This is a genomic window from Acinetobacter sp. AB03, assembly GCF_058107045.1.
The window spans coordinates 1,929,813-1,953,434 of record NZ_JBUEBA010000002.1 but is presented as its reverse complement, the minus strand read 5'-3'; the positions used below and the strand labels follow the sequence as shown (position 1 = coordinate 1,953,434).

Genomic DNA, 23,622 nt, shown 5'->3' with positions numbered 1-23,622 from the left:
TGTTAGAGGGTAAGTGAAATCCAATATTAAGCAATTATGCTTGTAGTTTTAAAGCCTAAATCTAAATAAAAGTCGAAATATTGCTTTAGGCATACTGTTTTTCTACGTTTTGGGTATAATGCGGGTTAGATTAGTTGAGGATTGATCAATGACTGAACAAGCACGCGATACCGAAGCGTTAATTCGTGACCAAATTGCAAAACACGCTGTACTTCTTTATATGAAAGGCACCCCACAGTTTCCACAATGTGGTTTCTCTGCACGTGCTGTAGAAGCGCTTAGTCAAATTGGTCGTCCGTTTGCTTATGTGAATATTCTTGAAAATCCAGATATTCGTGCTTTGTTACCACAAATTGCAAACTGGCCTACATTCCCACAGTTATGGATCAACGGTGAGTTGATTGGTGGTAGTGACATTATTCTAGACATGTTCCAAAAAGGTGAATTACAACCTTTAGTTGAGCAGCATAGTCCAGCACCTGAAGCTTAATCTTCAGTTGTAAAAAAAGCGCCATTGAGGCGCTTTTTTTGTTTGAGGGAAAGGTTTAATCCGCTGTAGTTGCTGTGCTTATGGTTTCAGGAGTTTGTTCCGCTGTATTTTCAGTTGCAACAGTCTTTTTTTCAGCTTTTGCCTTTTTTCTGTCCTTCTTCTTTTTTTTCTTTTTCTTCGGTTCTTCTTCAAACTCAGCACCATCTTCAATGGCTTGCCAATAATCTAGCTGATCCATCACCGCCGCATAAATAGACTTCTTGGTATAGCGTCCTTTCTTGTCTAAAGTGCCGACTGGTCGAGCCATAAGTAGTTCAAGCGCTTGATCAATCGTATCTATAGCATGAATGTGGAACTGGCCATTTGAAACCGCTTCAATCACGTCTTTACGTAACATTAAATGCTGCATATTTTGACGTGGAATAATCACACCTTGCTTACCAGTTAAACCTTGAAGTTTACATGCATCAAAGAAACCTTCAATTTTAGCATTGACACCACCAATCGGTTGAACTTGACCCAATTGGTTCATTGAGCCAGTAATCGCCCAAGACTGATCAATCGGTAGCTGACTAATTGCAGAGATTAAAGCAGACAGCTCTGCAACCGTAGCACTGTCACCATCGACTTGGCCATAGCTTTGTTCAAAGGCAAGTGCGGCAGAGAAGTGTAGCGTTTGCTCACGCCCGAAATGTGCTTTTAAGAACGATGACATCAATAGCACACCTTTCGCATGCAGAGAGCCACCGAGTTCGACGCTACGCTCAATATCCAGAATATCACCACCGCCTTGATACACAGAGGCTGTTAAACGTGATGGTAAGCCAAACTCAACATCTGCATAGTGAATGACCGAAAGTGCATTAATTTGACCGAGACGGTGTCCGCGTGTTTCGATGAGCTGTGTACCACGTGATAAATCCTGCCAATAGAGCTCACGCAAATAGCCTAAACGATATTTACGATGATCTAATGCCATATTAATGTGTTGATCCGAGACCATTTTATCGCCTGATTGGAAGGCGTGATGATGCGCCTCACGAATCAAATCACCCAATGTGAGGGCATGTAGAGATAAGGAGCTTTGATCTTCGGCTTGACGGCTAGAATCAGTCAAAAGCGCAGAAAGCGCAGATCGATCGAAAGGAAGTAATTTATCGGCTTGTACATAGTCTGCAATCAGCTGCATATAGGCTTGTTCATTTACTTCATTACGTTGCAACGTATCAGTAAAGTCGGCACGGATTTTAAAGACACTGCCAAGCTCAGGTTCTACTTCGAGTATTTCATAATAAATTTCAGGCTCAGCCAGTAAAACCACTTTCAAATTCAGCGGAATTGCCTCGGGTTCAATTGAGATACTTCCTGTCAGTGTTAGCATATGCTCAAGTGAAGAGAGTTTTAACTGGCCTGATTTTAAAGCGCGTTTTAGACCTTGCCATGCATAAGGCTGTTCAAGCAGTTGTTCTGCTTCTAACATTAGAAAACCACCATTGGCTTTATGCAATGTCCCTGGGCGGATTAGGGTAAAATCTGTAGTAATGGTGCCATGTTGAGTCAGTTGCTCTACGTGGCCAAGCAAATTGTAGTGAGTTGGGAAGTCTTCAAAAATAACCGGTGCACCTGCATTGGGTTTATGCGACACAATGACATTGGCTTGATAGCGCGAAGGGATACGACTAAACAGGCCGGGGGTAAAGTCATCTTCTTCTTGTTCGAGCACCACCTCGACATTGTTAATAATGTCTTCAGCATAATATTTTAAATAGTCTTTTAAGCCTTCAACCTCAGCAAACTTAGTCAGTAACTGTTCGACTTTAGGTAATAAAACTTGCTTGGCAATATCGCGGTTCAATACTTGAACTTTATCGCGGGCATCTTCCTCCAAGTCGCCTAAATGCATGCCTAAACGCTCAAGTTTTTTATCCATATGGCGTATATTGGCATTAATTTCAGAACGCTCTTTCGAGCTTAACGCATTGATGTCGGCCTGCGTCATTTCCAATACTTTATCGTCTACATACTGGACGGGAATAAAGCAGTGCTCATCATTACGAGAGATCAGTTTGAGGTCGAGTTCTTCACCTTCTTGAGTCAATTCAATCAAGGCTTGTTGCTGAACGTCACCCGTTTGTTGGCGAATGGCTTCTATACGGTTGTGGTAGGTTTCAGCAGTAAAGCGGCGCTCGAGCTGCTTTAAAGTGGTTTGCCATGTTTGATGTAACATGGTTTGAAATTTTACTGCCTGACCCGCAGGCAACTCTAAAGCAATCGGTTGACGTGGGCTTTTAAAATTATAAACGTAAACCCAATCGTTCGGTGTTGGCATATTTTTGGCGTGTTGTTGGAGTAACCGCTTGACCATGGTGCGCTTGCCCAAGCCAGCTGTCCCTACGGCAAAGATGTTATAGCCAGAGTAAGGTAATGAAATGCCTGCTTCAACTGAAGCACGTGCACGGTCTTGCCCTAAAAAATTATTGAGCGGTTTAATACGACGCGTTGAGGCTGGAATCTTATCCAGAGCAGGGGTGTGCGTCAGTTGCTCTGCTTGAAGTTGTGTCTTTACTAAGGTCGTTTGAATTTCGGGTTGGTCAAATGCTGAACTAAGGTTGTTTTCTGGATTTTCTTGACTATTTAATGCGGGTGGTACAGATATAGAAGAGCTCATTTGATCGTGTTTTTGGGTCACTTTGAAATCCGAAACTAAAGATTGCGTTAGAAACTTAAAGGTATACAGGTTTAATGCAAAAGATCAAGCAAAGTCGCAGTGTTTGTCGACAAAAATAGAACATTGATTTTATAAATCAGGTTGAAACAAATTGTATTAAGGGTTTGAATAGCAGCATTGGTTTTAAGACAACAAAAACGTAATGACAACACAATCTTCAGGATGGAAATCCGCCTTTACTGCATTTTTAGATCGCCGTGCGTTGATCATGCTGTTTTTGGGTTTCTCAGCAGGTATCCCAATCCTGTTAATTTTCTCGAGCTTATCTTTATGGCTAGGGGAAGCAGGTATTGATAAGAGCGCTGTGACTTTTTTTAGTTGGGCAGCTCTGGGTTATTCATTCAAATTTGTTTGGGCCCCTTTGGTAGATGAATTACCTGTGCCAGTGCTGACCAAATTATTGGGTCGTCGCCGTGCATGGCTATTGATCGCACAACTCTTAATTATCTGTGCCATTTCTATCATGGCTTTTTCAGATCCATCTCTTGGTCAGAGTTATCTTTACCAAATGGCTGCGGGTGCTGTGCTTTTAGGTTTTTCTGCTGCGACACAAGATATTGTGATTGATGCCTATCGTATTGAGCTGGCAGAAACGCAAATGCAAACGGTGTTGGCTTCAACTTATAACGCTGGTTATCGCATCGGTATGATCGTTGCGGGTGCGGGTGCGTTATTTTTAGCGGCTTATTTGGGTACAGCTAAAGGTAACTATATTTATGAGGCGTGGAAGTGGACGTATTTGGCAATGGCGGCGGTCATGTTGGTCGGGATCGCAACCACTTTATGCATACGTGAGCCACAAGTTGATCGGGTACGTAAAGAATATAAACGAGTAGATTATTATCGTTTAGTGGCAGTTTTCTTTGTATCTGTGGTGAGTTTTGTACTGAGCTATATTTATTCAGGCAAGTTAACTGAAATGCTGATCCAACTCTGGTCAATCAAAGATAGTTTTGCACTGTTTTGTTTTGAGGCTTTACGTTTTATTAGCTCTGGTGCGGTTGCATTTGTGGTGGGTTCAAGCCTTGTCAAAATGGGCGCTGTGAACAAGCAAATGGCCTATGAAACATGGGTAAATCCTGTTGCTGACTTCTTTAAGCGTTATGGCGTGAAGTTGGCGTTGGTATTGCTATTGTTGATTGGTTTTTACCGTATTTCAGACATCATTGCAGGTGTGATCTCTAATGTGTTCTATCAAGACTTAAACTTTACCAAAGAGCAGATTGCTGAAGCGGTGAAAGTTTATGGGGTGATTTTTAGTTTGGTTGGTGGGTTTTTAGGAGGACTACTGGCGCAGCGTATGAACATCATGAAATTGATGTTTGTCGGAGCAATCTTGGCCAGTTCAACCAATCTCATCTTTATTGGTTTGGTCAAATCAGGACAACCTTTAAATGATGTTGTGATCAATGTTGGTGAGCAAAGTTTCAAAACTCAAGCGGATGAGACAGGTGCATGGGCAATTAAGGTTCCTGTTGAGCAACTTCAGGCAAATGAACGTCTAACTGCAACGGCCAGTTTTCAAAATGATACTTCACAGCCTGTCTCGGTCACATTGCCTTATATTAGTCAACCGGGTGCATCTACGGCATTGCTCTTGCTTCCGATCACGGCTGATAATGTGATTGATCAACGAGAGTCTGAAGGAAGTATCGTGGTACGAGGTCAATACCTTGCTACACTGGCTGAAAACCAAAGTATTAAATTGAGCTTAGATGGTCAAAGCTTTGATGCAAAGTTAGACAAAGAAGGTGTGTTTAGCGCAGCAATCCCTGCTCAACTGCTTCTTGATTCAAACTCTAAAAAGCTGAATGCCATATTGATGCAAAATGAGCGTGCGCAACAACACACTGCGCTGAATTATCAGGTGGATCCCGCAGCTGCAAAATCTGTAACTTTAGATGTTGATCTTCAGCCAATCAACTTGAATAAAGCGGTTGATGGACAGTTAGAGGTTAAAGGGAAGGTGATTAAAGAATATAGTTCAAACTGGCTGTATTTTGCGATTATTGTCGACAACTTGGCATCAGGTTTAGCAGGTGCTGCATTTATTGCATTTCTATCAAGTTTGACCAGCGTATCTTTCACTGCTGTTCAGTATGCGATTTTTAGTTCATTGATGACGTTGACACCTAAAATTTTAGGTGGATATTCAGGGACAATTGTGTCCAATATTGGCTATCCAAATTTCTTCTTGCTGACCACACTCATTGGAATCCCAATTTTAATCTTAGTGGTCTGGGTAGCGAAACTTCTACGTGAGCATGCCGCTGAGCAAAGTTAAAGCATCGATTTGTTTCGAATGAAAAAAGTAGCCCTTGTGGCTGCTTTTTTTGTGGTTGAGGTTTGAAATATAGGACGGCTTTGCCTATATTGGGGGCTGAGAATAAATCATGAGGAAATTCCAATGCGCATGCTACATACCATGCTACGTGTAGGCAATTTAGAACAATCTTTGGCGTTCTATACTGAAGTGCTTGGTATGACTTTACTTCGTAAGCGTGATTATGAAGAAGGTCGTTTTACTTTGGCATTTGTGGGTTATGGTGATGAAGAAAATCATACGGTTTTAGAGCTGACACATAACTGGGATACGGACAGTTATGAACTGGGCAATGCTTATGGTCATATAGCGATTGCAGTAGACGATGCATATAAAGCTTGTGAGGAAATCAAAGCGCGCGGTGGCAATGTTGTACGTGAAGCTGGGCCAATGAAGGGTGGTGTAACGGTTATTGCCTTTGTAGAAGATCCGGATGGTTATAAAATTGAACTGATTCAACAAGATAATAATGCACGTAATAACTAAGCCGTTATTAGGTCATATGCAGCGTGTATGCACAGTATTAATTAAAAAAATATTGAACATATCCTGTAAACGCTAGCTTTATTTATATAGCTCAGTAAGATGAATTTACCCAAAGGTAAATTAGTCACTGGGCTTTTTCATTTTTAGAGGAATGACAGGATGTTGGTATGTTGAAATTATTGGCACTCGATCGGTTTACGTTATTGCTATTTGTTATGGTGCTCTTAGCCAGCTTTGTCCCTGTTTCAGGTCAAGCTGCCAGTGTATTTGGTGTACTGACGACGGTCGCGATTGCGATATTGTTCTTTTTGCATGGCGCTAAACTATCCCGTGAAGCCGTGATTCAGGGCATGATGCATTGGAAACTCCACGCGTTGGTTTTTGCATTTACCTTCATCCTTTTTCCAGTTTTAGGTTTACTTGCTAAACCTGTATTGGTACCACTACTTGGGCAGGAGTTGTATTGGGGCTTTTTGTTTATGTGCTTTTTGCCATCGACAGTACAGTCTTCAATTGCGTTTACTTCGGTTGCACAAGGCAATGTGGCTGGGGCGGTATGTAGTGCGTCATTCTCAAATTTGATCGGGATGTTTATTACCCCTGTGATGGTGGCCTTTTTCATTTTGGGGCAGTCAGAGCATGGTTTTGATCCAACCTCGTCTATACTTCAAATCACTTTATTGCTGTTGGTTCCGTTTGTCCTTGGACAGTTACTTCGACCATATGTATTTCCGTATATGCAAAAAATGCCAAGCATCGTCAAAGCATTCGATCAGGGATCGATATTAATGGTGGTGTACGGTGCTTTCAGCGGTGCTGTGGTGGCCGGTCTATGGCAAGAGGTGAGTGTCGGTACTTTAATCCTATTGATCATTGTGTGTTCGGTCTTATTGACGATTATTATGTTACTTGGGTTGTTTTTACCACGTTGGTTGGGCTTTAATCGTGCCGATCAGAAAACCATTTTTTTCTGTGGTTCAAAAAAGACTTTGGCTAGTGGTGTTCCAATGGCACAAATTCTCTTTATTGGGCAGCCTTTGGGGATGATTGTTTTACCGATTATGATTTTCCATCAAATCCAGTTAATGGTGTGTGGGATTATTGCTAATTATTGGGCGAAACAAAGTACGGATGAGTAATAAAATTTACAAAAGCTAAGTTCTGAACTTAGCTTTTGTAAATGTCTAAACACAATTGATTAATTTCCTTATACTAAACTTTTTAAATTATAAACTTATGAAAATAATAAAATTTTTAATCTTTTGTTTACTTGGTTATAGCAATATCAGCCTTGCAAATGAAGATCTAAACATGAGAACAAATCGAGATGTTTTTGAGAAAATGCCATTAATATCCCTACAACCCATGTTAAATTTTTGTAGAGAAAAACAACCACAGCTAAATGTTGAACTGGAGCAAGCTTATTTAGCTGTGAAGCAGAAACTGCTGAATACTGCAAAAGTGGGAAAGGATATCAAATATAATGGCGTGAGTATTTTTCAAGAGACTGAAATGGATCAACCGATTGATCCTACGTTCAAACAAGAAATACAAAACATGTTGGAAGTGATGTCTTCATCCATGCGAACAGTGAATGCTGAAAAATATTGTCCTTTCTTGATTAAACGACTCAATCATTTTGATGAGGCTGAATTTCAACGCATGGTAGAAATGCAATACTTCGATTATATGAATAGAGCAGGTCAGAAGAAAGCTCGAAGCCAAGAATGATGTATTTATTAATGCATCTATTTCAGTTATAATCATGCTCACTTGTTGTGCTTAGCTCTGACGGTATCCGTCTCGGTGGGCCAAAAGAATGGTCTGTTATGGTGTTGATCTGCAACTTAATTTAATTAAGTGGCCCTTTCCTCAATTTTGAGAGTGATCAATTGCGATGACAGCAAAACCTTCTTTAATTTTTATGGAGTAATCGACGATGCGCGCCGATATTCACCCAAAATACCAAACTTTAGTTGCTACATGTTCTTGCGGTAACGTAATCGAAACTCGTTCAGCACTTGGTAAAGAAACTGTTTACCTAGACGTATGTTCAGCTTGCCACCCATTCTACACTGGTAAGCAAAAGAACGTTGATACTGGCGGTCGTATCGACAAGTTCAAACAACGTTTTGCTGGCATGTCACGTTCTATCAAACGCGACTAATAGCAAAAGAAAAAAACGGGCATTTGCCCGTTTTTTTATGCCTATGATTTTGATACAGAGTCATAGGGCTGCTAGTTAGACCATATAGTAAAAAGACCCCATATAGAGGCCTTAAAATTTAGAGGCTAGTTTCCAAAAATTTAACTTTTACTGATCCTGCACATCAATCAGATGATCGAGTTTCTTCTGGAAATAATCGCCTTGAATAAAGCGGGCATCGACATTCCACGCATTGGCAAACGACGTCATATCATTCAGATCACGCAGCATAATTTGAATGTTTTTCAATTGATGGTATACCGCAACTTTTTCTTGCAACTCTTCCGTGTTGGCGTCGCTACTGAGCATGCGAGTTAAGTTTTCATGTAAGGTGAGATTGTTGATATCGAGCTGACGTAGGATAGATTCACTATAAATGCTATTACCAAAGTCACGAATCGAAACTTCAGCACCATATTGGCGAAGCTGGGCAATGTATTTTTGCGCTTCAGCAATGTTTTGGCTGATATCATCCTCAGAGAACTGAAGGATAATTGGGTGACTTAACTTACTGCGTACAATGGTAATCAGTTTGGCGATAAATTCAGGGAAAGAGCGGTCATTTAACAGTACGGCTTTGTTTAAGTTTACAATCAACTTTGCTTCAGGATACTGAGTGATAAAATTGTGTAGCTGTTTACACGACTCAACTAAAATCCAGCGGTCAAGTTTAATAGACAGTTCGTGGTCTTCACTTAACTCTTTGAGGCTCGATATATCTTTCCATGTATTACCATAAATAAAGCCACTAGTGACCTCATAGGTATATAAATTGGTGTCTTCTTTGTCGTAAAGCTGTTGATATTTAAGATGAATCTCACCACGCTCCAAAGCTAGATGTAAAGCTTTAAGTACCGTAGGCTCATTTGCTGTTTTTTGAGTGTCTAAAGTATCGCTGACAGTAGGGTTGATCAACTCAATCACAGGCATGTCAATACTGGCTTTTTGCTCAATTTCGCAATCGTCTTGATTAGTCGGTAAAGCGGTTTTAAAGGCTGAGCATAACAAGTGTTCAAACTGATCTTGATTTGAAATTTCACCTTTCAATAAAGTATAGCCAATGCGCAAATTTACGGGATAGCTATTGTTTTCTACCGTAATGAGCTGTGGTTTGGTGAGCGCATTTAACGCAATCAGCTTAGATTCAAGTTTGACCTGTGATTCCGCTTGGAATAAACCAACGATGGTTTGCCCACCCGCCTTAAACAGAGGAATATGAGTCTGTTCATTTAAAAAGCTGTAAATATTGTTAAAATAATCACGCGTAGTTGCCCAGTTGGCTTTAAAAATTCCATCTGGACAAGAGCTGAGTGCAAAGCTAACCAAAGCATTCTGATCAGAGGGTTGCTTGGTCATGGCACGGTTAATCTGTTGATACGTATTAGGTTTTATTACGTATTTTTCAGTGTTGACCGATGGAGCAGCGGTGCGTTCAGATTCGACTTCAATTGTCAGTTGGAGCGCATCATCTTCAGGTGCAGCTAAAAACTCAACTTTTAAAGGATTTTTAGTTTGGGCATTATTATTGAGAGTAGCAACTTCAAAAGCACCTAAATCAAACTGACCTTGTGAAATTTTCTTAAAACGGATTTTGAAATCGTTTACATCTTTCGGCTGGATAATATCAAGCAGCGGTTGACCAATAATATCATCTTCAGAGCTTAAGCCGAACAGTTGTAAGTATTCAGCATTGGCTGAAACATGAATCCCTTCTTGAATTAAAGCGATGGCTTTATTGCTTTCTTCAACTAAAGCCTGTGCTTGGCTTTGAGCCGTTTCAAGCTCATTCATGAGTTGTTGTTGGCTTTGCAATAAACGACTTAATGACAGCGCACGTAGTAGACCTAAGTAAAAGTTATCCGCTTCTTCTAAGTCCAAAATATCATAGACCCCTTTACGAATAAAACTTGCGTATTGGGTTGATTGATATTCATCGGGCTTTAATAAAATCAGCGGTAAATTGACTTGGTTAGAGTTGCGAATCAAAGTTAGTGCTTGTTCATACTTTAAGTCATAAGCGCGACCAAAAATCACGACATCCCAAGGCAGATGAAGCTGTTTTTCAAAGTTTTGTAAGTCATCCAGTAAAGTGGCATGAACTTGATGATCGCTAGAAGTTAAAAGGTCACGAATTTGGTTATAACGGATCTGATTATCATCAATAATGAGTAAACGTGTTTCCGTACGTTTTAACTTTTTAGATAATAATGGATTTCTCACTTCAATGCTTCCCATAAATCGTGATTCTTAATAGCATTCATTTGCTTTTGAATAAAACTTTGAACTAATGGCTCTTGTTGGTCATTCAACAATTCATAATCAAAACGAATAAAACTTTGCGTAATTAAATGTGCTTTTACTAAATAAATTTTAAGATCTTCATCACCTAGGCGTAAGTGAATGGTTTGTTTTTCTCGGTACATATTCGAACCCGGCACAATGAGGCTGGTTTGTACTTCATCTAGCTGGGACGTTTGCACCAATAATGCAGGCTGATAGTTCTGAGTGGTTCGGTCTGTTTTTACCATAACAGCACATGGGAAAAGATCTTGCGCTAAGATTTCTAACCCTAGTTCTAAGCTTTTCTCACTTGATTGTTTAATCCAGCGAATCACACCACCGCGCCATTGGCTATGCGCATTTTCTTGGACCAAAATAAACTCACCTGTTTTTAAATGTGCAGGTGTTGGTCCGGTCCAACGAATACGGTAACCATTCACACTAATATCTAAAACTTCGGCAGGGTAGATTTGTTTCGATTCACGATCAATCATACGAGCAGAACTTGTCTCCACAGGAATATTACTGTTCATGGAGTTGATCAGGTGACTTTCATTCTGAAAGTTGTAGTTGCCTTCTAGCTCTAAAGTTTCATTAAAGTTCTTGCCTTTAGACAAATAGAAATGTGCGACTGACAGGCCAAAACAAATTTGTAATTGGGCCGAGTATTCATATCGTTCATGCTTACGTTCAATATTATTGGTCAATAAGTTATGAATGTGAAAATGCAAAGCAGGGGTAAGGAAAATCTTCTCATCACGCGACAGTGGCTCAGTGCGTTTGGTTTGCATCTCCGAGAGATGATCAAGCAGAGCTTGTGTCGATATAAAAATATTCGGCTGAATATGACTATTTTTTTGAGAATTATAGGTCGGCGGGTAGTCTTTTGATGCATCGACAATATAGCGAGATAAGGTGGTTTCTTTAGGTAATATTTGAATCAGCTTAGCCCAATCAAAACTACACAAAAATAGTCCTTGAATTTCACCTGGACGGATTTGATGGGTATTAAAAATATCCAATAGAATGAGCTGCGCATAGGCTTGGCTAATATTGTTGAGCTGATGCTGCGTGCCTTGTATTTGATTAATGTTGGTCAAATAGAAGTTATTTTGGATAGCAGAATCTAAGAGCTGATGAGCTGCTAGCCACTGCCCCGGAATCGGCGAACTATAGAGCAAGTGTTGTTGGTACAACAACAGTGACAGTTGTTGTAAAGCATAATAACTCGATACAGTTCGAGCCGTTTGTAGGTTCTTTTTTTGGTTAAAAGCAAATAAAGAAAACTTATTTTGAGTGATTTGCTGAGAAACACGTTTTGCAATGTCGATATAGACTTTAGCAAAATGACTACGCATTAATAAGGCAAGCTCAATAATATGGTCATTTCGATCAGTGGTGATGAGGCCTTGATTAAAAAAATGTTTCTCTAAACTGGTAAGCACATTTTCCAAATTTGGATGCAGTACTTGAACCAAATCAAAGCGAAGTGTTTCGCTGACTTGGAGCTCGGAGACTTCAAGTAATGCTTGAAATAAGGAACGAGAAGAATCACCTAATTGTAAAATGGATAAGTTTGCCAACCATTCTTGTAAGCCTTTGACTGTGCTTGGGCAAAAACTAAGCTTATCCAACTTTAATTCGGTTGGTTTTTGGAAGATATCTGAAGTACTCGTCGTCATCATCGTTATTATTTAACTCAAAAAGTTGAAACCCCGAAAAGTGGTGTCTTATTCTTTTCTCCCGCAATTTCCCTGACCAACTTGGGAACCAGATAGCCGGGTAGATTCGCCAATAATCCTTGATATAAGAAATCAATGTCTTGCGGGTTTAAATCAAAATGGTGAGCCCCTTTTACTTTATCTAAAACATGTAAATAGTATGGCAATACACCTGCATCGAATAAACGGTAGCTCAAATCTGTCAAAATTTGAACGTGATCATTGACCCCTTTCAACAAAACCGCCTGATTGAAAACGGTGATTTTTTCTGCGACTAATTGCTGTAATTGACGGCAGGTAAGATCATCCAATTCCGATGCATGATTTGAGTGTACCACTAGAATAATGCGCAGCCTACTGTTTTTTAAGATGGAAATTAGCTCATCATCGACACGGTTAGGCATTACGATAGGAACTCGTGAGTGAATTCTCAAAAATTTAAGTTGGGGAATACTTTCTAAGCGTTCAATCCATAATTTTATTTTACGATTGGACAGCGTTAAGGGGTCTCCACCACTCAAAATGACTTCATTAATGTCAGGTTGCGACTGAATATAGTGTTGAATATTGATCCAATCTTCTGACTTTGGTAGGTTCTCTTGATAGGGGAAATGTCGACGAAAACAGTAACGACAATGAACGGCACATGCCCCAGTCAGAGTAAGTAAGAAACGAGTTTTATATTTGTGCAAAACACCGGGTTGTTGGTTGGCTTGTTCCTCACCCAAGGGGTCGGTCACGAAGTCGGGATGTTCTTCAAGCTCAAGATGATGGGGCAGGACTTGAAGGAGTAAAGGATCAAGCGGATTACCTTTTTGCATTCTTGTCACAAAAGCACGGGGAACACGGAGTTTAAATTGGGTTGATGCAAGCAGTGCGCCTGACAGCAGTTGCTCAGGATAAAGCTCTAGAATGTTAAGTAATTCTAAAGGGTCAGTAATTAAATCACTGAGTTGAGCTTGCCAATTTTGCTCTTGGTACAAATAATGAGTCATGCAATAAGGGGTCAAATACTAGGTCAAAAGAAAGTTAGGTCATCAAATCGAGTGATGTCAAAACGAGTTGTTCGGATGTGTGCGGTCTAAAAAGGCTTTTTCAATACACGAAAACACGTGGAACGAGGCTATTTTATCAAGATCTTCGGCTTATAGGCAGTGGATTTTCATTGCTTCATAACACCTTGCTCATTTACAATACGAGGCATCAAAAAAGATGCCCTATCTTTATGGCCCTGCTTTTCAAAGCTTTGGTGTCTAAGATAAAGACATAAATATTTAAGTTAGTTAGTTTGGAGTGCGCCAGTCATGGCCTATTATTCTACGAATGATTTCAAGTCAGGCCTTAAGGTTATGCTTGATGGTAACCCATGTTCAATCATGGAAAATGAATATGTAAAGCCAGGTAAAGGTCAAGCATTTAACCGCGTAAAACTACGTAATTTACGTTCTGGTAAAGTTTTAGAAAAAACATTTAAGTCTGGTGATTCTTTAGAAGCGGCTGACATTGTAGAAGTAGAAATGGAATACTTGTACAACGACGGTGAAATGTGGAATTTCATGGATCCTGTATCATTTGAACAGATCGCTGCTGACAAAACAGCAATGGGCGATGCTGCAAAATGGTTAAAAGATGATTCAAATGAAAAATGTACCATTATGTTGTTCAATGGCGTTCCGTTAACAGTAAACCCACCAAACTTCGTAGTTTTGAAAATTGTTGAAACTGATCCGGGTGTTCGTGGTGATACTTCTGGCGGTGGTGGTAAACCTGCAAAATTGGAAACAGGTGCTGTAGTACGTGTTCCATTATTTGTACAGCAAGAAGAAAGCGTTCGTGTAGATACTCGTACTGGCGATTATTTAGAACGTGCATAATGGTTTAAAAATAGACTATTATCGGAAGGGGTGATGAAAATCATCCCTTTTTTTATGCCAAAGTATTAGATCAAAACAAGGAGATGCAGAGTAAAGTCGCAAAGGAAAACAGCAGTACCTCGAATAATTAAAGACGCTGATTGAATGCAACAAATATGAGGGATTGAAATGGAATCTGTTCAGCCGAAGTCAACCCTGACTTCAAAAATCATCTGGCTACTGGTAGCCATCGTCGGTGCAGTCTCTTTTGGGATATTGGCACTGAGTCGTGGTGAGCATGTCAATGCCATCTGGCTCGTACTTGCTGCGGGCTGTATTTATAGTATTGCTTATCGCTTCTATAGTTTATTTATTGCAAATAAAGTTTTTGAGCTTGATGAACGTCGCTTAACTCCCGCGCATCGTTTGAATGATGGTCTGGACTATGTTCCAACCAACAAAAGTGTTCTATTTGGACATCACTTTGCAGCGATTGCAGGTGCAGGTCCATTAGTAGGGCCTATTTTAGCAGCGCAAATGGGCTATTTACCTGGCACGATTTGGTTACTTGTCGGTGTAGTGCTTGCAGGTGCAGTACAAGACTTTTTGGTGTTGTTTATTTCTACCCGTCGTGATGGACGTTCACTCGGTGAAATGGCAAAGCAAGAGCTTGGAACTTTTGCAGGTATTGTGGTCATGCTTGGTGCATTGGGGGTAATGATTATTATCCTTGCTGTTTTGGCACTGGTCGTGGTCAAAGCACTTGCACACAGCCCATGGGGCGTATTTAGTATTGCGGCAACGATTCCAATTGCGCTCTTTATGGGGATTTACATGCGTTTTATCCGCCCGGGTAAAATTGCAGAAGTATCTATTATTGGTTTCGTTTTGATGATGCTCGGCATTGTCTACGGTGAAAATATTGCACAGCATCCATATTGGGGTGCGCTCTTTACACTGTCGGGCACTCAGTTGACATGGGCGCTGATTATTTATGGTTTCGTGGCTTCGGCACTGCCTGTGTGGCTATTGCTTGCACCACGCGATTACTTATCAACCTTCTTAAAGATTGGTGTTATTGCCGGTTTGGCAGTCGGTATTATTTTCGCAATGCCAGAAATGAAGCTACCAGCATTCACGCAATTTATTGATGGTACTGGCCCTGTGTTTGCAGGTTCAATGTTCCCATTCTTATTTATTACCATTGCCTGTGGCGCAATTTCAGGTTTCCACGCTTTAGTGTCGTCAGGCACCACGCCGAAACTTGTGAACAATGAACGTGATATTCGTATGATCGGATATGGCGGTATGCTCATGGAGTCATTTGTTGCAATCATGGCCTTGATCTGTGCCGCAGTGCTTGATCCGGGTGTATATTTTGCGATTAACTCACCAGCCGCTTTACTGGGTACAAGTGTCGACACCGCAGCTGAAGCTGTTCGTAACTTAGGTTTTGTTGTTACTCCAGAAACATTAACTTTACTGGCTCAAGAAGTGGGTGAAAGTACCATTCTTTCACGTACTGGCGGTGCGCCAACTTTTGCTATTGGTATGGCTCACATCATTACGGAAATTTTCAATAGTCGTGAAATGATGGCGTTTTGGTATCATTTTGCCATTTTATTCGAAGCACTATTTATTTTAACAGCTGTTGATGCGGGTACGCGTGCATGTCGTTTCATGGTGCAAGACACCGTAGGTATTGTGATTCCTGCAGTGAAAAACTCACATAACTTCTTCGGGAACTTGTTGGGTACAGCGGTTGCAGTTTCGGGTTGGGGCTTCTTTGTTTACCAAGGTGTCGTCGATCCGCTCGGGGGCATCAATAGCTTATGGCCACTGTTTGGTGTGGGTAACCAGATGCTTGCGGCAATGGCATTGATCTTAGGTACGGTTATCCTCTTCAAAATGAAGAAAGAGAAATATGTATGGGTCACGATTATCCCGACCATATTCTTGTTGGTAACCTGTATGACAGCGGGCTGGCAGAAAATTTTCCACGAAAATCCAAAAATTGGTTTCTTGGCACAAGCTGAACGTTTTAACAATGCAATTGCAAACAATGAAATTTTAGCACCAGCAAAAACAGTTGTTGAAATGCAGACTGTTGCGATGTCGAATCAGATCAATGCAGCACTGTGTGGATTCTTTATGATTGTGGCGATCGTGATGCTCTTTGCTGCGATTAGAGTGATTCGTCGTGCATTGGCAAGCCCAGTTCCGACTGTGCATGAAGCAGAAGCCATTTATCGTGATCCTGAAGACATTCAGCCATCAAAAGCTGGACATTAAGGAGAGTCAGATGAATCTAAAATTTGCTAAAAGTGGAAAAACGATGATTTATAAAATCATTAAAATGACCGTGATGTCGCAGAAAGATTTGATTCTGAACCCTAAAAATTGGTCTCGAATTGCGACATTGTGGCAACGTTTGCAGCAAAGTTTTCGCTTGATGGTGGGGGTGCCTGATTATCCAAACTATTTGGAGCATATGAAAAAGCACCATCCTGATTTAGAAGCGATGGATGCTAAAACTTTTTATCGTCATTGTGTGGATGCACGTTATCCATCTGCAACGAATGGCATGAAAAAGTGCCCATGTTAATATAATTAATCAATTCAAAGACGGCACTTCGGTGCCGTTTTTTTGTGAAAATACTCAATTACATGCGGTTGCTCGTGTTAGATTCGACAGTGTACTTTTTGCATGAAGCAAGTTGTTACATCACGGCTTAAATCATAACGAACACGGAGTGTGATGCATAAAGGTTCAAGTCGTATATCGGACAGCTTTTGATTGCTATGGCTCTTAAAATACTGGAATGTTTGCAAAGGGAAATTGAATGAAAATATATATTTATGGTGCTGGAAGCATTGGGTGTTATTTAGGCGGAAGTTTGGCTGCTGCAGGTAGTGATGTTACTTTTATTACGCGTCCACGTATTCATGCAGAGCTTTCCCAATTTGGCTTAGTGTTAACCGATTATTTAGGCAAAAATATCAAACTTGCACCTCATCAACTAAAACTAACGATCGATCCTACTCAGGTTGTGGATGCCGATGTTATTTTAATCTGTGTGAAATCAGCGGCAACCGAACAAGTTGCACATGAACTCAAAGAATATTTAGGGGCTAAAACACCGCTGATCATCAGCTTTCAAAATGGCTTAAGCAATGTCCCTATTTTAAAAAGGGTTTTGCAAGGGCAGATGATTTTAGAGGGGATGGTTCCTTTTAACGTTGCCACGCAAGAAGCTGGGCATTATCATCAAGGTACCTCTGGTGCATTAAGTGTTAAGCAATATCCGAATCAAAATTTGCTTGAGAATGCATTTCAAAAAGCAGGTTTAGAGATTGTTTTTGAAAAAGATATGCTGGCTGTGCAGTGGGCTAAGCTTTTACTTAATTTAAATAACTCAATCAATGCATTGTCAAAAAAACCGTTAAAGGAACAATTGTCGATTCGTAAATATCGCCAATGTGTGGCAATGGTGCAGCAGGAAGCCTTAGTACTGCTTGATTATGCACAAATTAAACCTGCAAAGTTAACCGCAGTTCCGACCCATTTGATTCCAAACTTGCTGAGTTTACCTAATCCATTATTTAAATTATTAAGTCGTAAAATGTTGGCAATCGATCCACTGGCTCGGTCGTCTATGCAAGATGATTTAATTGCAGGCCGTCCCACAGAGGTCGACTGGATTAATGGTGAGGTTTTAAAACTCGCAGAACAATGCGGTAGACAGGCTCCAATCAATGCAAGACTCATAGAATTGATTAAGCAAGCAGAGAAATCATCGCTTTCATTTTCAATGAGTGCAGATACTTTAAAAGATCAGTTGAAATCTGCAGCGAAACAGTAGCTTGCGGTGACGTAGGTCATTCGTACGCAAATCATTGAATATTTATAAGGATCGCCTTTGAGTATGGTTGAAAAACCTGTATGTTAAACCTTGATTTATATTTTGATTGGGGAGAATAAGGTGCTTTGGGGAAAAGAGAAAACGGTAGAAACGTTGCAATATGACATGCTCGATGAATCACAGTTAAGTATTTTTTATCCAAAAATCCAAGAATTCCTCAATCAAGTTAATCAAATCGTTTTAGATAAAAATCAACAAACCCAATTAGCCTTATGCAGCCTTTTAGCTGGTGGGCATATCTTATTTGAAGACTTGCCCGGTTTAGGCAAAACCACTTTGGCCAGTAGCTTGGCGCATTTGGCGGGTCTTCAATTTAAACGGATTCAGTTTACCAATGACATGCTGGCAAGTGATGTGATTGGGGTGAATATGTTTAACCAAAAAGAACATCTGTTTGAGTTTAAGCAAGGGCCAATTTTTACTCAAATTTTACTCGCAGATGAAATTAACCGCTGTAGTCCGAAAACGCAGAGTGCGCTTTTAGAGGCGATGGAAGAGGGTGTGGTGACAATCGATGCAAGTCGTTATGTACTACCGCAACCTTTTTGGGTGATTGCAACGCAAAACCCACTTTTTCAAAGTGGAACCTATGCACTACCAGAGTCACAGCTCGACCGTTTTCTTATGCGGTTATCTTTGGGTTATCCATCCCGTCAGGCAGAAAAGGCTTTATTGCAGCAACAATCTCGTCATGACTTGATTCAGCAGTTGATGACAGTATTCTCCGAACAAGACATTCTCGCCTTACAAGCTTTGGTGCCACAGATTTATTTATCTGAAGAAGTCTTGGACTATATTTTAGATTTGGCGGTTGAAACCCGTAAAGGTCGACATGGGTTATCTACACGTGGCGTACTGGCTTTGAAGAAAGCAGCACAAGCCTATGCTCTGGTTAAAGCCCGTGCATTTGTTACACCGGATGATGTACAGGCTGTATTTGTCGCAGTGACCGCGCATCGAATAGGGCTGGGTGAAGCTGAAACTGAGCAACTGATGAAGCAAGTCAAAGTTCACTGATAGGATAAGCTGACGCATGCTGTGGCAAAACTGGATAAATAAACGCTTTCAATTTAAAGCTGAAAAACAACTGACCCAAAAAGATGTACTGGTGTTTATTTATCAGCAAGGATATTTGTATGTGGTGCTGATTTTAATCACCTTTATTGCTGGGGTGAATTATGCCAATAACTTAATTTTAGCGTTTTGTTTTTTAATCAGTGCTGTGCTATGTATGAGTTTTTATTTGACCTTTAAACAGCTACATGGGTTAAGTATTGACCTTGTATTGCCTGAAATAGGGCAGGTTGAGAGTGCATTGCAATTACAAATGCATTTCAAACAACATCATTCACAGCCTCGATATCTTTGGCTCGCTTATGCTGATCATATAGAACAGTTGTTTATTCAAGATACCCATCAGGTGGTCGATTTAAATTTTTTTCCAAAAGAGCGCGGACAGTTTAGTTTTCCAGAGATTAAAATATATTCGATTTATCCATTTGGTTTCGTTCGCGCTTGGAGTTATTTTTTCATTCAGAAAACCCTGTGGATTGCGCCTAAAGCTAAGTCTTTAGCGGCAGAAAATAAGCAGCAACAGCACAGTTTTGAACCAGACATGGATGAATTTCGAGAATTGCGAAATTTTAAAGAGGGTGACTCTTTACAGGCGGTTTCATGGAAACAAGTAGCACAAGGACAAGGGTTATTTATTAAAGTCTTTGAACAACATCAGGATCAACACAGTTTAGAAATCCACTATGCACATATGCCGAGTCCTTCACATGAAGAAAAATTAAGCTTAATGATGGGCTTGGTTGAACAATGTGAGCAGTTGCAGTATGCCTATACATTGTATTTACCACATGCTGAGCTAGCCAAAGGCATAGGTCGAGAACAATACTTTCAAGCCAAATTACTTTTGGCGCAGGCATAGGTGAGTAATATGCACTCTTCTATTCGTATTGCCATTGTGCTGACACTGAGTTTGATTTGGATCACACAACTAAGTTTTAGTCCTGTGCTATTGAGTGTCATTTTCGCCATTTGTATCGGTTGTCTATGGTATTTCATGAAATCCACGGGCAACCATTTCCCGAAATGGGCAATTTACATTTTGACCCTTGCTGCTCTAGCAGTCACTTTTTGGAGCTATCAAAGCTTTTTAGGGGTGGAAGCGGGTGTAGCCGTTTTAAGCATCTTTCTCTTTGCGAAAGCCTTAGAAACAAAAACTCAGCGTGATGTGATCATTTTGTTTAACTTTACTTTATTTGTTGCGGCGAGTATGTTTTTACATAGTCAGTCATTTATGACGGCAGTGATGGTTTTACTCTGTTTATTGAGCTGTTTGTTGGGGCTATATCGAGTGCAAACCCATACTTTTGCATCTGAAAACTCGAATCGTATGGCATTAAGGCAAGATGCAAAACATGTCATTAAATTTGTAGGTCTCGCACTGCCTTTTTTTGTGCTGCTGTTTATCTTTTTTCCGCGTTTACCCCCACTTTGGCATATTCCAATTCCTGAAAATAAAGCAGTGACAGGCATGAGTGACAGTATGTCACCTGGAGATATTGCGCAATTATCCCAGTCCAGTCATTTGGCTTTTCGTATTATTGGTGATGTCACTCAGCTCCCAAATCGTTCAGAGCTTTATTGGCGCGCGATGGTCTTAGATCAATATGATGGGCAAAAATGGACCAGTAGTTTTATTAATCAACAAAGTATTTCGGATGAGACATTAACGCAAATCTCTACATCCAAAAAATGGAACTATCAATATTTACCCGCTGATGTCGCGATTCCGTGGATTATGGCATTGGAATATTCACAACCCTTAGAGCGACGTTATCAGCTACGTCAGGATTGGAGTATTCAAGCTTATCGTCAAGTGCAGCGGGTGGAACCTATTGCATTGCAATGGATGGGAAATGTTCAATTTTCACAAAGTGAATTATCTAAAATACAACGAAGCATAAACTTAAAAGCGCCTGAGCACATGGACTTGGAAGCACAGCAATTTGCACAGCAGCTGTTTAGCCAAAGTGAGCAGAACCCGAAACGTTATATCCAAAATGTTTTGCAATGGTATCGCAATAATGGTTTTAGTTATACCTTGCAACCGGGCTTGTTGGGGCAGCATCGTATTGATGAGTTTTTGTTTCAATCCAAACAAGGTTTTTGTGAACATTATGCTTCTAGCTTCGTGATGCTGATGCGTTATGTGGGTATTCCAGCGCGTATTGTGGTTGGGTATCAAGGTGGTCAGCCTTCACTAGATGCAAAAAGTTGGGAAGTTCGACAGTTAGATGCGCATGCATGGACGGAAGTATTTGTGGATGGGCACTGGAAACGCTATGACCCAACAGCCATGATTACACCGCAGCGTATTGAACAGGGTATGCAAGATCTAATGAGCCAGGATGCCAGTGTTTGGGGGGAGAGTAGTCGATGGAATGTACAGCGCTATTCGGTATTAAACAAAATACGCATTTGGAGCGACTATGCAAGCTACCAATGGCAAAGTAAGGTGGTTGGCTATAATGCAGAGACTCAACGAGGTTGGTTACAGAAGCTAGGACTCGAATCCAGTTATTCATTGGTATTGCTAATTATGATTGGCATCGGTGGATTAGTTTTACTGTACTGGGGCGTTATATTTTGGTGTAAACGTGCTCAAACTTCTGAATATGACATTGTCGTTCAGTCTTTTTCTCGAAACCTAGTAGCAGAGCAGCGTAAACAAGATGTCGAAACGGTAAATCAATGGTTGTTGCGCTTAGCTCAAGAGGTTAAACCTGAACAGCAAGTTTTATTTAAGCAGGCGGGTGATTATTATCAACAAATGCGTTATTCTAATAGGTTGAATTCAAAAAGCATTCAACAATTTAAACAGATGCTTAAAACTTGTGCATCTGCTTTAAAAAACAAGAAATAGCGCTTGTCATACTTTTTAAAAGTGAATATTATGCTTTTACTTCAGGTGTATAGCTCAGTTGGTTAGAGCGCTACGTTGACATCGTAGAGGTCTCCAGTTCGAGTCTGGATATACCTACCAAGATATATATTGAGTAAAATCAATATTTTAATGGGAGTATTGTAACGATATTACCCTGTTTTTATTGTCAAATAGGTCAGCTTTGGGGAATCAAAATACCCAAAATTTGCATTAAAAACTGCTTTATATTTCGCTTTCGGGCGCCATTTTGAGATGATCGTATATATCTCAAGATGGATGGCGCCCGTTTTCGGCACCAAATATTGAGAGTTTATTAATATGCAAAAACCTGTCAAACGCGGCAATGCCTGGCGTATCCAAGTCAAATACAAGCATCTTCGCGATGCAGCAACTAAAGATACCTCACAAGAATGTATTCAATGGGCGTACAAGCGACTCATGGAATTACAGCTTGAGTATGAGAAGCAGCTCAAAAATTTAGATAAACCCCAATACACCGTAAAGCAGCTATTTAATATCTATTACGAAAAAATTGGTCAGTTTACTAAAAGCAAAGTCTACATCAAAAATCACATTAAATATTTAGAACGGTATTACGGCAAGCTGACTGAATATTCTATTTATGATCTCACGCCAAAGCTAATCACTGAAAATAGAGAAAGACGACTGCAGTATGTGGAAGCAGGGACAATTCATAAAGAAATGAGCCTTGGATCTTCTGTTTTCACATTTGCAGTACGTGAACTATTCTTACTGCCTTCTAATCCATTTAATTTGGTTAAGAAGCCAATTAAACCACCTGCACGAAAGAACCGTATAAGCCAAGATCAAATCAAAATGGTTTTGGTGGGTTTAGATAATTATGAAGAAGGTATGGTACCTAAAACACCAGCGCACTATGTAGCTTGGAGTTTTCTATTTGCATTGGAAACTGCTATGCGTAAAGGTGAGATATTAGGAATTGAGAACCAACATGTCTTTCCTGATTATGTTCATTTGCCTGATACTAAGAATGGTACCTCACGAGATGTCCCACTAACGACAAAGGCAAGAGCGCTATTAGATCTACTGCCTAAGCGCGAAGGGTTACTGGTCAAACACAACTCCAATTCGTTTAGATTGCTTTGGCAGCGTAATTTAAAGCGTGTCGGACTTGCTGGAGCATTTACGTTCCATGATTCACGTCATGAAGCCATTACACGCTTTGTGAATAAACAAAAATTGCCTGTTGAGATATTAGCTAAGTTGACTGGGCATAAAACCATTGGGGTTCTTGTGAACACATACTACAACCCAACGGCTTCTGAGATAGCAAAAATGCTAAATGCTGCTTAAGATATGCCCCATTGAATGGGGCTTTTTATTATGCAAATTTCTGATTTATCATTAAATGAATTAACAACAGTAATTTTGCGTGAATTTTCTTCAGAGAGGAGATCCGGCCCTGATATTGTAAAACTATTTAATTATTTAGGCTTCAGTGATGATTATTGGGAGTTGAATAAAAAAGGGGAATTTGGTAGTAGAAGGGACTTTACAAATAAAAAGCTTGCTGAGATAAATGGAACTTTTAAATTAATTTCCTTGATCGAGATTTTGGTTGATGATCGCCAAACGGCTTTGTTGCACAAACCTATCTGTAAAGGGTTTTTCAGCA

The 23,622-nt window shown here is 40.3% G+C and carries 18 protein-coding genes, 1 tRNA gene and 1 pseudogene; 16 read left to right on the top strand and 4 right to left on the bottom strand.

Annotated features, from left to right (window positions below):
- The first annotated feature begins 148 nt into the window (after positions 1-148).
- A complete protein-coding gene (gene grxD / locus ACY3FQ_RS09980; protein WP_004693588.1) occupies positions 149-490 on the top strand; it encodes a Grx4 family monothiol glutaredoxin in 342 nt (113 codons plus the stop codon).
- 55 nt (positions 491-545) lie between these two features.
- Here the strand turns inward: grxD and ACY3FQ_RS09975 are convergent, their stop codons facing one another.
- Positions 546-3,179 carry a Lon protease family protein gene (locus ACY3FQ_RS09975; RefSeq protein WP_489773989.1) on the bottom strand — a complete coding sequence of 878 codons (2,634 nt, stop codon included), beginning with the start codon at positions 3,177-3,179 and terminating at the stop codon, positions 546-548.
- A gap of 181 nt (positions 3,180-3,360) precedes the next feature.
- Between ACY3FQ_RS09975 and ACY3FQ_RS09970 the strand changes: the two genes are divergently transcribed.
- From ACY3FQ_RS09970 to rpmE, 5 genes are all read left to right on the top strand, one after another.
- Entirely contained in the window at positions 3,361-5,502 is a 2,142-nt protein-coding gene (locus ACY3FQ_RS09970; RefSeq protein WP_489773988.1) for an AmpG family muropeptide MFS transporter, read from the top strand.
- 123 nt (positions 5,503-5,625) lie between these two features.
- A complete protein-coding gene (gene gloA, locus ACY3FQ_RS09965; protein WP_004693583.1) occupies positions 5,626-6,027 on the top strand; it encodes a lactoylglutathione lyase in 402 nt (133 codons plus the stop codon).
- A 167-nt stretch (positions 6,028-6,194) separates the two neighbouring features.
- Entirely contained in the window at positions 6,195-7,166 is a 972-nt protein-coding gene (locus tag ACY3FQ_RS09960) for a bile acid:sodium symporter family protein (protein ID WP_004980341.1), read from the top strand.
- 97 nt (positions 7,167-7,263) lie between these two features.
- A complete protein-coding gene (locus ACY3FQ_RS09955; protein WP_489773986.1) occupies positions 7,264-7,758 on the top strand; it encodes a hypothetical protein in 495 nt (164 codons plus the stop codon).
- A gap of 208 nt (positions 7,759-7,966) precedes the next feature.
- A complete protein-coding gene (gene rpmE, locus ACY3FQ_RS09950) occupies positions 7,967-8,194 on the top strand; it encodes a 50S ribosomal protein L31 (protein WP_004693579.1) in 228 nt (75 codons plus the stop codon).
- Between the two features lie 147 nt (positions 8,195-8,341).
- Here the strand turns inward: rpmE and ACY3FQ_RS09945 are convergent, their stop codons facing one another.
- From ACY3FQ_RS09945 to epmB, 3 genes are read right to left on the bottom strand one after another with little or no spacing between them, the layout of a single operon-like run.
- Positions 8,342-10,468, bottom strand: a complete 2,127-nt coding sequence (locus ACY3FQ_RS09945) for a sensor domain-containing phosphodiesterase (protein ID WP_489773984.1) — start codon at positions 10,466-10,468, stop codon at positions 8,342-8,344.
- Positions 10,450-12,195: a cyclic-di-GMP receptor FimW-related protein gene (locus ACY3FQ_RS09940; RefSeq protein ID WP_489774420.1), complete on the bottom strand. Its 1,746-nt coding sequence runs from the start codon at positions 12,193-12,195 to the stop codon at positions 10,450-10,452. The genes ACY3FQ_RS09945 and ACY3FQ_RS09940 overlap by 19 nt, the downstream gene beginning before the upstream one ends.
- A gap of 17 nt (positions 12,196-12,212) precedes the next feature.
- Positions 12,213-13,229, bottom strand: coding sequence for an EF-P beta-lysylation protein EpmB (gene epmB / locus ACY3FQ_RS09935; RefSeq protein ID WP_489773982.1), 1,017 nt, complete (start codon positions 13,227-13,229; stop codon positions 12,213-12,215).
- A 309-nt stretch (positions 13,230-13,538) separates the two neighbouring features.
- Between epmB and efp the strand changes: the two genes are divergently transcribed.
- From efp to ACY3FQ_RS09885, 10 genes and pseudogenes are all read left to right on the top strand, one after another.
- Positions 13,539-14,108 carry an elongation factor P gene (gene efp, locus ACY3FQ_RS09930; protein ID WP_004693574.1) on the top strand — a complete coding sequence of 190 codons (570 nt, stop codon included), beginning with the start codon at positions 13,539-13,541 and terminating at the stop codon, positions 14,106-14,108.
- Between the two features lie 168 nt (positions 14,109-14,276).
- A complete protein-coding gene (locus tag ACY3FQ_RS09925) occupies positions 14,277-16,379 on the top strand; it encodes a carbon starvation CstA family protein (protein WP_348959977.1) in 2,103 nt (700 codons plus the stop codon).
- Between the two features lie 10 nt (positions 16,380-16,389).
- On the top strand, positions 16,390-16,692 hold the full coding sequence (locus tag ACY3FQ_RS09920; protein WP_004693572.1) for a YbdD/YjiX family protein: 303 nt from the start codon (positions 16,390-16,392) through the stop codon (positions 16,690-16,692).
- Positions 16,693-16,930: 238 nt separating this feature from the next.
- Complete coding sequence (locus ACY3FQ_RS09915) at positions 16,931-17,950, top strand: 2-dehydropantoate 2-reductase (protein WP_348959976.1); 1,020 nt, start codon at positions 16,931-16,933, stop codon at positions 17,948-17,950.
- Positions 17,951-18,070: 120 nt separating this feature from the next.
- On the top strand, positions 18,071-19,027 hold the full coding sequence (locus ACY3FQ_RS09910) for an AAA family ATPase (RefSeq protein WP_062034579.1): 957 nt from the start codon (positions 18,071-18,073) through the stop codon (positions 19,025-19,027).
- Between the two features lie 16 nt (positions 19,028-19,043).
- Positions 19,044-19,943, top strand: a complete 900-nt coding sequence (locus ACY3FQ_RS09905; protein WP_348959975.1) for a DUF58 domain-containing protein — start codon at positions 19,044-19,046, stop codon at positions 19,941-19,943.
- Positions 19,944-19,952: 9 nt separating this feature from the next.
- Positions 19,953-21,944: a transglutaminase TgpA family protein gene (locus ACY3FQ_RS09900; RefSeq protein WP_489773981.1), complete on the top strand. Its 1,992-nt coding sequence runs from the start codon at positions 19,953-19,955 to the stop codon at positions 21,942-21,944.
- A 43-nt stretch (positions 21,945-21,987) separates the two neighbouring features.
- Positions 21,988-22,064, top strand: a tRNA-Val gene (locus tag ACY3FQ_RS09895).
- Positions 22,065-22,283: 219 nt separating this feature from the next.
- Positions 22,284-23,300 carry a site-specific integrase gene (locus tag ACY3FQ_RS09890; protein WP_348960575.1) on the top strand — a complete coding sequence of 339 codons (1,017 nt, stop codon included), beginning with the start codon at positions 22,284-22,286 and terminating at the stop codon, positions 23,298-23,300.
- Positions 23,301-23,330: 30 nt separating this feature from the next.
- A pseudogene (locus tag ACY3FQ_RS09885) lies at positions 23,331-23,622 on the top strand (hypothetical protein); the annotation flags it as partial.

Excerpts from the sequence above, each read along its gene's own strand:
- grxD (WP_004693588.1), top strand. The coding sequence starts at position 149 with ATGACTGAACAAGCACGCGATACCGAAGCGTTAATTCGTGACCAAATT.
- ACY3FQ_RS09970 (WP_489773988.1), top strand. The coding sequence starts at position 3,361 with ATGACAACACAATCTTCAGGATGGAAATCCGCCTTTACTGCATTTTTA.
- gloA (WP_004693583.1), top strand. The coding sequence starts at position 5,626 with ATGCGCATGCTACATACCATGCTACGTGTAGGCAATTTAGAACAATCT.
- ACY3FQ_RS09960 (WP_004980341.1), top strand. The coding sequence starts at position 6,195 with ATGTTGAAATTATTGGCACTCGATCGGTTTACGTTATTGCTATTTGTT.
- ACY3FQ_RS09955 (WP_489773986.1), top strand. The coding sequence starts at position 7,264 with ATGAAAATAATAAAATTTTTAATCTTTTGTTTACTTGGTTATAGCAAT.
- rpmE (WP_004693579.1), top strand. The coding sequence starts at position 7,967 with ATGCGCGCCGATATTCACCCAAAATACCAAACTTTAGTTGCTACATGT.
- ACY3FQ_RS09945 (WP_489773984.1), bottom strand. The coding sequence starts at position 10,468 with ATGGGAAGCATTGAAGTGAGAAATCCATTATTATCTAAAAAGTTAAAA.
- ACY3FQ_RS09940 (WP_489774420.1), bottom strand. The coding sequence starts at position 12,195 with ATGACGACGAGTACTTCAGATATCTTCCAAAAACCAACCGAATTAAAG.
- epmB (WP_489773982.1), bottom strand. The coding sequence starts at position 13,229 with ATGACTCATTATTTGTACCAAGAGCAAAATTGGCAAGCTCAACTCAGT.
- efp (WP_004693574.1), top strand. The coding sequence starts at position 13,539 with ATGGCCTATTATTCTACGAATGATTTCAAGTCAGGCCTTAAGGTTATG.
- ACY3FQ_RS09925 (WP_348959977.1), top strand. The coding sequence starts at position 14,277 with ATGGAATCTGTTCAGCCGAAGTCAACCCTGACTTCAAAAATCATCTGG.
- ACY3FQ_RS09920 (WP_004693572.1), top strand. The coding sequence starts at position 16,390 with ATGAATCTAAAATTTGCTAAAAGTGGAAAAACGATGATTTATAAAATC.
- ACY3FQ_RS09915 (WP_348959976.1), top strand. The coding sequence starts at position 16,931 with ATGAAAATATATATTTATGGTGCTGGAAGCATTGGGTGTTATTTAGGC.
- ACY3FQ_RS09905 (WP_348959975.1), top strand. The coding sequence starts at position 19,044 with ATGCTGTGGCAAAACTGGATAAATAAACGCTTTCAATTTAAAGCTGAA.
- ACY3FQ_RS09900 (WP_489773981.1), top strand. The coding sequence starts at position 19,953 with ATGCACTCTTCTATTCGTATTGCCATTGTGCTGACACTGAGTTTGATT.
- ACY3FQ_RS09890 (WP_348960575.1), top strand. The coding sequence starts at position 22,284 with ATGCAAAAACCTGTCAAACGCGGCAATGCCTGGCGTATCCAAGTCAAA.